Here is a 9,206-nt window from a genome sequence, read left to right on the forward strand (position 1 = left end):
GGGTGCCGCGGTGCTCCCGCAGGTACGGCAGCAGCGCGGACAGACCGACCGGTCGGCTCGCGGGAGCGTCGCCGACCGGCCGGTCCTTCAGGGTGCTCATGGCGGGAACGGTAACCCGCGGTGTCACCCCGCGAGCGCGCTCCGGCGGGTCACACGGCCAGGACCACCTGCAACTCCTGGCGGCGGCGCTCGGCCAGGTCGGTGAGCAGGGTGGGCGCCTCGTCGAACGGCACCACCGCCGAGACGAGGTGCTTGCGGATCGCGTCCCCGTAGGCCCGCAGCAGGTCGATGGTCTCGGCGGAGAGCCGTTCCCGGTCCCAGGTGGGCGCGAGCCCGCGCGGCACCCGCCCGATCTGGGCGCAGCGCAGCGCCAGCCCGTTGTGGTGGAACTCCTCACCGAGGCGGACCGCGTCCGCGCCGCCCTGGTAGAAGGCCAGGTCGATCACGGTGCCCTGCGGGCGCAGCGACCGCAGCGCGAGCTGCAACGCCCACCCCTGCCCCCGGCACTGGAACACGACGTCGGCGCCCCGGTCGCCGGCGGCGTGGGCCCACCGGGTCTTGAGCACCACCGCCGGGTCGTCCGCGTCCGGGTCGAGGGTCTCCAGGCCGAGCGCCTCGGCGACCTCGCGGCGGCGCGGGGTGGGGTCGAGCACCACCACCGAGGCGGCGCCGTGTCGCCGGGCCAGCAGGGCGGTCAGCAGACCCACCACGCCGGCGCCGACCACGGCGACCCGCCGGCCGCGTACGCCGTCGCCGAGCGAGCGGACGTCCGCGCCGTGCAGGTCGGCGGCGGCGTGCAGCAGACCGTTCGCGCAGATCGGGCCCATGTGCGCGACGTAGACGCCGAGCAGCGGGTCCAGGTCGTCGGGCAGGCCGACGAACCGCTCGGCGACCGGGTCGGCCAGCCAGCCGGTGCGGTGCCCGTAGGTCATCGCGCCGACCGTGCCCACCGCCACGGCCGGCGTGGCGCTCTCCACCACCCGGCCGACCTGCATGTACCCCAGTCGGGTGACCGGGTACGGGGTGCTGGCCTCGCCGGGCTGGAAGAGCCCCAGGTCGGCGTTCCAGGTGACGTTCACATAGGGGTTCGTGCCCTTGACGTAGCTCAGCTCGGTGCCGGCGGAGACGCCGCTGAACAGCGTGTCGACGCGGAAGGTGCCGGGGCGCAGCGCCGCGGCCTCCTGCTCGACGAGCTCCACCCGACCGGGGGCGGTGACCGTGACCACCCGATCACGCATCGACGGTCACCCCGCTGGACAGCGCGACCGGCGCGGCGGGCGTGACGAGCCGCACCGTCTGACCGGTACGGGCCGATTCGGCCACCGCGAGGGCCAGTCGCTGGGTCTTCAGCGCTTCGGCGTACGGGACGCGGACGTCGTCGCCGACGCCGCGTACCGCGTCGACGAAGGCGCGGTCCACCGCCACCCGGGCGGCCTCCGGATCGGCGGGAACGTGTCGCTCGCCGTCGGCGTCGCGGATCAGCAGACCGTCCTCGGTCAGCGCCAGGGCCAGCCCGTCGGCGAGGATCTCCAGCCCCGCCCGGTGCTTCCAGCCCAGCACGCAGGCCGCGCTGAGCGTGCCGACGGCGCCGTTGGCGAAGCGCAGCGTGGCGGTGGTCACCGAGTCGATGTCGGCGCCGTCGACCGGCGGTGGCGTGCCGTTGCCGTACGCGGTGACCTCGGTGACCTCGCCGGCCAGCACCCGGATCAGGTCCAGCACGTGGGCGGCCTGCTCGACCACCGGGCCCCCGGAGCGGTCCCGGCGCGCCCACCAGGCGACCGGCGGCACCTTGTCCAGCCAGGCGCCGCTGACCATCCGCACCGGGCGGTCGGCGAGCAGCTCGCGGGCCTGGTCGAGCACGCTCAGGTAGCGCCAGTGGTGCCCGACGGCGGTGCGCAGCCCACGCCGGGCGACGAGGTCGGCGACGCGCTCGGCGGTGACCAGGTCGACGGCGACGGGCTTCTCCACGAACATCGGCACCCCGGCGTCGATCGCCGCCTCCTCGGCCGGGCCGTGCGCGAAGGGCGGCACGCAGACGTACACCGCGTCCGGGCCGGCGGCCAGCAGCTCGGCGACGTCGCGGAAGGTCTGCCCGCCGTGCCGCGCGGCCAGCTCGGACGCCGCCTCGGGCACCACGTCGGTCACCCCGATCAGTTCGACGTCGTCGAACCCGGACAGCACCCGCGCATGGCGTTGTGCCACCCCGCCGGCCCCCACGAGACCCACCCGGCATCCACCCATTCGACAACCTCTTTCGAGAACGTTTCGACTTCGATGGGAGCAGTCCCCTGGGATGTGCGCAATCAAACGTTCATCCCCCGGGAACGCGCGGATGTAACCGTTGTGATCAAGCTGTTGCCCTGGGAACGGTTAGCACGTGGCGGCGAGTGGGAACTACAGACTCCGCTTGTTCCACGCACGAACGGAGGGGTGCCCGTGCGGGATACGACCGTGTCACCGGTGGTGGAGGCGTGGGCCACGTACCGGACCACCTCAGCGGCGGACTGGCCGGCACGCCGGCTGCTGCGCGCCAAGGGAGAGAGCCGGGTCAGCGTGGTGCTGCCGGCACGTAACGAGGAGGCGACGGTCGGCGCGATCGTGTCGACCATCCGGGAACACCTGATGGATCGGGTCGCTCTCGTCGATGAACTGATCGTGGTGGATTCACGGTCGACCGACCGCACCGCGCAGGTGGCCCGCGCCGCTGGCGCGGAGGTCGTCAGCCAGGACGCGATGACCCGGGGCCTGCCCCGGCTCACCGGCAAGGGCGACGCGCTCTGGGCCGGGCTGGCCGCCGCCGAGGGCGACGTGGTGGCGTTCATCGACGCCGACCTGCGGGAGTTCCGCCCGCACTTCGTCAGCGGTCTGCTGGGGCCGCTGCTGACCGACCCGTCGGTGGACTTCGTGAAGGGCTTCTATCACCGGCCCCTGGTGGGCGCCGCCAGCGTGGAGCAGGACGGCGGCGGCCGGGTGACCGAGCTGATGGCCCGACCGCTGCTCAACCTCTTCTGGCCCGAACTGGCCGGTTTCGTGCAGCCGCTCGCAGGCGAGTACGCCGGTCGCCGCGAGGTGCTGGCCCAGGTGCCGTTCGTCTCCGGGTACGGCGTGGAGACGGCGATGATGATCGACCTGCTGGACCTGGTCGGCCTGGACGCGTTGGCGCAGGTCGACCTGGGCGAGCGCAAGCACCGCCACCAGGACACGGCGGCGCTCGGCCGGATGTCCGCGCAGATCATGCTGACCGCCTGGTCCCGGCTGCAACGACGCGGCTGGGCCATCCCCGGCATGATGCCGGAGTCGCTGCTCACGCAGTTCCGCCGGGGCGGGTCGGACACGCTGCCGAACCTCGACCGGGAGATCGTGGTCAGCGACGTGTCGATCGAGGAGCGGCCACCGCTGGCCGAGCTGCGCCATCGGGTTCCCCGCCGACGGGTGGCCGCGGCGTGAGCGCCGAGGCACGGCCGCACACGGCCGCGGTGCGGGAGGGTGGCCGATGAGCCTCACCGTGCTGATGAACGCCGGCCCGTGGCTGTCGGTGCCCCCGCCCGGCTACGGCGGCATCGAGAACGTGATCGCCACCCTGGTGCCGGAGCTGCGGCGACTCGGCGTGCGGGTGGTGCTCGCCTCGGTGGACAGCAGCAGCCTGCCGGTGGACGAGAAGGTGTCGGTCTTTCCCGACGGGCAGTTCGCGGCGCTGCAACGGCCGTACAACCAGGTCTGCGGGATCGCCCAGGCACACCTGGCCGGGGTGGTCCGCGAGCTGCACTCCCGCGACGACATCGACCTGGTGCACGACCACGTGGAGGCGGTCGGGCTGGCCACCCTCGCGGCGATGGGGCCGGCCGGGCCGCCGACCCTGCACACCCTGCACTGGGACCTGGCCAAGCACCCCGCGCTGTACGGCAGCCTGGACGGCGGCGACCGGGTCCGTGTCAACGGCGTCTCGGCGTCGCAGCTGGCCCGGGCGCCGCTGGCGCTGCGCGAGCACTCGGTGGGTCACGTGCACCTGTCCACGCCGCTCGCCGTGGACGCCGACCGCCGGCCCCGCCCGGAGAAGGGCGAGCACCTGCTCATCCTCGGTCGGATCAACCCGGGCAAGGGGCAGGACGTGGGCGCGCGGCTCGCGCAGCGGATCGGTGTCCCGCTGGTGCTTGCCGGCCCCGTCGGCCCGTACCATCGCCCGGCGGAGCTGGCCTCGGCCGGCGACGACGCCCGGCAGAACCCGGACGTGCGGTTCTTCCTCGACGAGGTGGCGCCGCACGTCGACGGTGACCTGGTGCGCTGGGTCGGCACCGTGGCCGGCCAGGAGCGTGACGACCTGCTGGCCAGCGCCCGCGCGTCGCTGTTCCCGCTGCGGTGGGAGGAGCCGGGCGGCACGGCTGTGGTCGAGTCGCTGGCCCTGGGCACGCCGGTGGTGGCCACCGCCCGGGGCTGCCTGCCAGAGTTGATCGAGCACGGCCGCACCGGCCTGCTCACCGCCGACGAGGACGAGCTGGACGACCTCGTGCTGGCCGCCGACCTGCTCGACCCGGACGAGTGCCGGCGGGTGGCCGCGCAGCGGTTCACGCCCGCGGTGATGGCCCAGCGCTACGTCGAGCTGTACCAGCGGGTCCGCGAGCTGGCGACCGCGCCCCGCCTGCAACCGGCCTGAGCGCGCACCCGTCGCCGCCGGCGCGTTAGCCGTCGGCGGCAACGGGTAGTCGCACCGCTCACGCCCGTCGCGCAGCGAGGAGCCGGTGATGGTCGGACCGATGGCGCACTCCCGGGCCCGGGCCAACCCGGCCGACGGCAAGCCGCCGGTACGCCGGGCGGCGAGCGCCGCGTCCGTGCTCTTCCTGCTGGTCGGCGTGCTCGGCTTCGTCCCGGGAATCACCAGCGGTACGGACAATCTGCGGTTCGCCGGGCACGGCTCGGGCGCGTTCCTGTTCGGCGCCTTCCAGGTGTCGGTGCTGCACAACCTCGTCCACCTGCTGTTCGGGGTGGCCGGCCTGGCGCTGGCGCGGACGGTCAGCGGCGCCCGGACGTTCCTCATCGGCGGCGGCGCCGTCTACCTGGTGCTCTGGCTCTACGGCCTGGCGGTGGATCACGACACCGGCGCGAACGTCCTGCCGGTCAACGCCGCGGACGGCTGGCTGCACCTCGGCCTCGGTCTGGGCCTGATCGCGCTGGGTCTGCTGACCGGACGGGCACGCCGCTGACCTGCGGGTCCGGGCGTGAGCTGCGTCCCGGGAGCGGCCGGTCCGGTTTGGTGCCGCAGGGCCTCGGGTAGTGGGCAGATCCCGACCCGACCAGCGAATCGAGGGCCCGCCGATGCCCAGCCGGATCACCTGCGAGGTGCGCGAGACCGCACCGGTGGCGGTCGTCCAGCTCACCGGCGCCCTCGATCTGGGCACGATGCGGGCGGTGCACCAGGCGCTGGACGGGGCGCTGGCCGCCCAGCCGGAGGCGCTGGTGGTCGACCTCGCGGGGGTGACCGTGCGGGACCGGCTGGCGCTGTCGGTGTTCGCGGCGACGGCCCGGCGGGCCGAGGAGTGGCCGGCCGTGCCGGTGGTGCTGTGCGCGCCGCCTCCGGCCGCCGCCCGCTGGCTCGCCGAGTCGACGACGTGCCGGGTGGTGCCGGTGTCACGGGACTGCGCGGAGGCGACCCGGGTGGCCGGCGCGGCCGGCGCGCTGCGGATGCGGGCCCGGCTGGAGCCGGTGGCCGGGGCCTGCCGGCGGGCCCGGGAGCTGGTCGGCGACGCGTGCGCCCGGTGGAACCTGCCCGGCGCGGCGGGCCCGGCCGCGCTGGTGCTCAGCGAACTGGTCGGCAACGTGGTCCGGCACGCGGGCACCCCCATGCAGGTGACGGTGACACTGCGCCGGCCGTACCTGCACCTGGCCGTGGTGGACGGCAGCCGGGCCGCCGCCCAGCCCGCCGATCCGGATCTGCGGGCCGAGGGTGGCCGAGGGCTGCTGCTGGTCCGCGAGCTGGCGCAGCGGTGGGGCAGCGTGCCGGCGGGTCAGGGCAAGGCCGTCTGGGCGATGCTGCCGGCGGCCTGACCGCATCGGGCGGCTTCGACCGGTACCGGCGATCTGACCGAAATTACCGCTTCAGCCTGGTTACATGGTGGGAGGGTCGGGTAGGCACGCCCGTCCTTTCTGCCGTCACGACGGGGTGAGCAGCCATGCCCAAGCGGGTAACCACGGAACCCGGTCGCGATCGGGGCCCGGCGATCCTGGCACCGGCCCGCTTCGGGGGCTTCCCCGGAGCCCTGCGGGCGCCGGTCCCCGGCAACTCGTTGATCAAGTTCCTCGCCACCACGGATCACAAGCAGATCGGTCTGCTGTATCTGCTGACCTCCTTCGGGTTCTTCCTGGTGGCCGGTCTGCAGGCGATGCTGATGCGCGCCGAGCTGGCCCGACCGGGTCTGCAGTTCCTCTCCTCCGAGCAGTACAACCAGCTCTTCACCTCACACGGCGCGGTGATGCTGCTGCTGTTCGCCACACCCGCGGCCTTCGGGTTCGGCAACTTCATCGTGCCGATCCAGATCGGCGCGCCGGACGTGTCGTTCCCCAGGCTCAACGCGCTGGCCTACTGGCTGTACCTGTTCGGCGGGCTCATGGTGATCGGCGGGTTTCTCACGCCGGGCGGCTCGGCGGACTTCGGCTGGACGGCGTACAGCCCGCTCAGCGACGTGGACCACAGCCCCGGGGTGGGCGCGAACATGTGGGTGCTCGGCCTGGTCGTCTCCGGCCTGGGCACCATCCTCGGCGCGGTCAACCTGATCACCACGATCCTGACCCTGCGCGCGCCCGGCATGACCATGTTCCGGATGCCGATCTTCACCTGGAACATGCTGTTCACCAGCGTGCTGGTGATCCTGGTGTTCCCGCTGCTGGCCGCCGCGCTGCTGGCGCTCGCGGCCGACCGGCTGATCAACGCGCACGTGTACGACCCCGCCACCGGTGGACCGATGCTCTGGCAGCACCTGTTCTGGTTCTTCGGTCATCCCGAGGTGTACATCATCGCGCTGCCGTTCTTCGGCATCATCACCGAGATCATTCCGGTGTTCTCCCGCAAGCCGCTGTTCGGTTACACCGGAATCGTGCTGGCCACCATCGCCATCACCGTGCTGTCCATGACGGTCTGGGCGCACCACATGTTCGCCACCGGCCAGGTGCTGCTGCCGTTCTTCAGCATCCTGAGCTACCTGATCGCGGTACCCACCGGCGTGAAGTTCTTCAACTGGATCGGCACCATGTGGAAGGGGCAGCTCACCTTCGAGACGCCGATGCTGTTCGCCATCGGCTTCCTGGTCACCTTCCTGCTCGGTGGCCTCACCGGGGTGCTGCTGGCCAGCCCGCCGGCCGACTTCCACACCCACGACACCTACTTCGTGGTGGCGCACTTCCACTACGTCGTGTTCGGCACTGTGGTCTTCGCGCTCTTCGGCGGCTACTACTTCTGGTGGCCGAAGATGACCGGGCGGCTGCTCGACGAGCGGCTCGGCAAGGCGCACTTCTGGACGATGTTCATCGGCTTCCACGGCACCTTCCTGGTGCACCACTGGCTGGGCGCCGAGGGCATGCCCCGCCGGTACGCCGACTACCTGCCCACCGACGGCTTCACCACGCTGAACATGATCTCCAGCATCTTCGCGTTCATCCTGGGCCTCTCCACCCTCTTCTTCATCTACAACGCCTGGAAGTCCTGGCGGTACGGGGCGGTGGTCACGGTGGACGACCCGTGGGGCTTCGGCAACTCGCTGGAGTGGGCGACCACCTGCCCGCCGCCACTGCGCAACTTCGACAAGATGCCCCGGATCCGCTCCGAGCGGCCGGCCTTCGACCTCAAGTACGGTCCGCTCGTCGCCGACCTGGGCCGGGACCTGCCGCAGCGCACCACGAAGCCGCCGCAGCACTTCGGCGACGAGATACACCTGGAGCACCACGCGCCGGAGTCGCCCGCCCCCGAGGGCGCGCACGGCGCCCGGGATGCGGTCCGCTACCAGCCGGCGCCCGAGTCCGGCGCCCGCCCGGTGGACGTGCCGGAGCCCGAGGGCGTACGCCGGCCGAGCTTCGAGCAGAGCGACGCGCCCCAGGACGCCGAGGACGCGCCGAAGCCGCACGAACGCTGGCGGCACCCGCACAGCGACGGCGAGACCGAGGACCGCTGAGAGTCGGTACGCCGCGAGGGGCCCACACCACCGCGGTGTGGGCCCCTCGTCGTGTGCGTACGCGCCGGTCAGTCCCGGGCGGGTGCCAGGCCGGCGGCGGTGAGCGAGCGGCGCACCGCCGGCTGCACCCGGGTCAGCCGCAGCGGCACGCCGGTGCGCTCCGCCGCCTCCCGGCCCGCCATCAGCGCGGCGATCCCGCCGGCGTCGAAGCCACCCGCGCCGACCAGGTCGACGACGACCTCGCTCGGCTGGCCGTTGACGGCCTCCAGCATCGCGCGGCGCAGCTGGTCCGCGCCGTCCCGGTCCACCTCACCGCCGACCTCGACGACGACCCCGTCGCCGTTCTGCCGCACCGAGATGCGGGTCTTGCCCGGGTCCGGTTCGGCGGCGCCGTTCTGCCACGGCGGCGGCGCGTCGGCGAGCATGGCCTGCCGCAGCCAGGTCAGCGCCCGCGACAGCAGTCGGGACACGTGCATCTGCGAGATGCCGAACCGGGCGGCGATCTCCGCCTGGGTCTGGTTGCCGTAGAAGCGCATGGCGAGAATGCGGCGTTCGCGCCAGGGCAGCCGGTGCAGCAGGCCGCTCACCGTCACCCGGTCGTCGACCGATTCCAGCGCGTTGTCCGACTCGCCGACCAGGTCACCGAACTCCGCGGAACTCTCCCCGCCGACCGGCGCGTTCAGTGACGCCGGGCTGTAGCCGGCCGCCGACTCCAGCGCCGCGAGGATCTCCTCCTGCGGCGTCTCCAGGCGGGCCGACAGCTCGGCCACCGACGGCGCCCGGGACAGCTCGCTGGTCAGCGCGGCGGTGGCCTGACCCACCTCGAGGATCAGGTCGCGCAGCCGCCGGGGCACGTGCACGCCCCAGGTGCGGTCCCGGAAGTGCCGCTTGATCTCCCCGACGATGGTGATCGCCGCGTACGCGGTGAACGAGCCCCGTTCCGGGTCGTACCGGTCGACGGCGTTGACCAGCCCGAGGCGGGCCACCTGCTCCAGGTCCTCCAGCGGCTCGCCCCGGCCCCGGTACCGGCGGGCCAGTCGCCCGGCGAAC

The 9,206-nt window shown here is 73.1% G+C and carries 8 protein-coding genes; 5 read left to right on the forward strand and 3 right to left on the reverse strand.

The window, feature by feature from the left end; translation table 11 throughout:
• Positions 1–149: 149 nt before the first annotated feature.
• Positions 150–1,238, reverse strand: a complete 1,089-nt coding sequence (locus AB0J68_RS19415; RefSeq protein WP_363939742.1) for a zinc-binding alcohol dehydrogenase — start codon at positions 1,236–1,238, stop codon at positions 150–152.
• Positions 1,231–2,241, reverse strand: coding sequence for a Gfo/Idh/MocA family oxidoreductase (locus AB0J68_RS19420; RefSeq protein ID WP_354862111.1), 1,011 nt, complete (start codon positions 2,239–2,241; stop codon positions 1,231–1,233). The genes AB0J68_RS19415 and AB0J68_RS19420 overlap by 8 nt, the downstream gene beginning before the upstream one ends.
• 222 nt (positions 2,242–2,463) lie before the next feature.
• Here AB0J68_RS19420 and AB0J68_RS19425 point away from each other — a divergent pair, with 222 nt between their 5' ends.
• From AB0J68_RS19425 to ctaD, 5 genes are all read left to right on the forward strand, one after another.
• Positions 2,464–3,447 (forward strand): glucosyl-3-phosphoglycerate synthase, encoded by a 984-nt coding sequence (locus tag AB0J68_RS19425; RefSeq protein WP_354862121.1) that lies wholly within the window; start codon positions 2,464–2,466, stop codon positions 3,445–3,447.
• 46 nt (positions 3,448–3,493) lie between these two features.
• Positions 3,494–4,651 (forward strand): glycosyltransferase, encoded by a 1,158-nt coding sequence (locus AB0J68_RS19430; protein WP_354862110.1) that lies wholly within the window; start codon positions 3,494–3,496, stop codon positions 4,649–4,651.
• A 100-nt stretch (positions 4,652–4,751) separates the two neighbouring features.
• Positions 4,752–5,198, forward strand: a complete 447-nt coding sequence (locus AB0J68_RS19435; RefSeq protein WP_354862119.1) for a DUF4383 domain-containing protein — start codon at positions 4,752–4,754, stop codon at positions 5,196–5,198.
• Positions 5,199–5,310: 112 nt separating this feature from the next.
• Positions 5,311–6,039: an STAS domain-containing protein gene (locus AB0J68_RS19440; RefSeq protein ID WP_354862108.1), complete on the forward strand. Its 729-nt coding sequence runs from the start codon at positions 5,311–5,313 to the stop codon at positions 6,037–6,039.
• A gap of 125 nt (positions 6,040–6,164) precedes the next feature.
• On the forward strand, positions 6,165–8,156 hold the full coding sequence (gene ctaD, locus AB0J68_RS19445) for a cytochrome c oxidase subunit I (RefSeq protein ID WP_363939744.1): 1,992 nt from the start codon (positions 6,165–6,167) through the stop codon (positions 8,154–8,156).
• Between the two features lie 68 nt (positions 8,157–8,224).
• Here ctaD and AB0J68_RS19450 read toward each other — a convergent pair.
• Positions 8,225–9,206, reverse strand: a 982-nt coding sequence (locus AB0J68_RS19450) for a SigB/SigF/SigG family RNA polymerase sigma factor (RefSeq protein ID WP_363939746.1), incomplete at its 5' end; no start/stop codon positions are given.

Origin of the sequence: Micromonospora sp. NPDC049580 (genome assembly GCF_040675595.1) — a bacterium.
Taxonomy (GTDB): domain Bacteria; phylum Actinomycetota; class Actinomycetes; order Mycobacteriales; family Micromonosporaceae; genus Micromonospora.

Bases quoted from the DNA above. Each gene is read 5' to 3' on its own strand.
- AB0J68_RS19415 (WP_363939742.1), bottom strand. From the start codon at position 1,238: ATGCGTGATCGGGTGGTCACGGTCACCGCCCCCGGTCGGGTGGAGCTC.
- AB0J68_RS19420 (WP_354862111.1), bottom strand. From the start codon at position 2,241: ATGGGTGGATGCCGGGTGGGTCTCGTGGGGGCCGGCGGGGTGGCACAA.
- AB0J68_RS19430 (WP_354862110.1), top strand. From the start codon at position 3,494: ATGAGCCTCACCGTGCTGATGAACGCCGGCCCGTGGCTGTCGGTGCCC.
- AB0J68_RS19435 (WP_354862119.1), top strand. From the start codon at position 4,752: ATGGCGCACTCCCGGGCCCGGGCCAACCCGGCCGACGGCAAGCCGCCG.
- AB0J68_RS19440 (WP_354862108.1), top strand. From the start codon at position 5,311: ATGCCCAGCCGGATCACCTGCGAGGTGCGCGAGACCGCACCGGTGGCG.
- ctaD (WP_363939744.1), top strand. From the start codon at position 6,165: ATGCCCAAGCGGGTAACCACGGAACCCGGTCGCGATCGGGGCCCGGCG.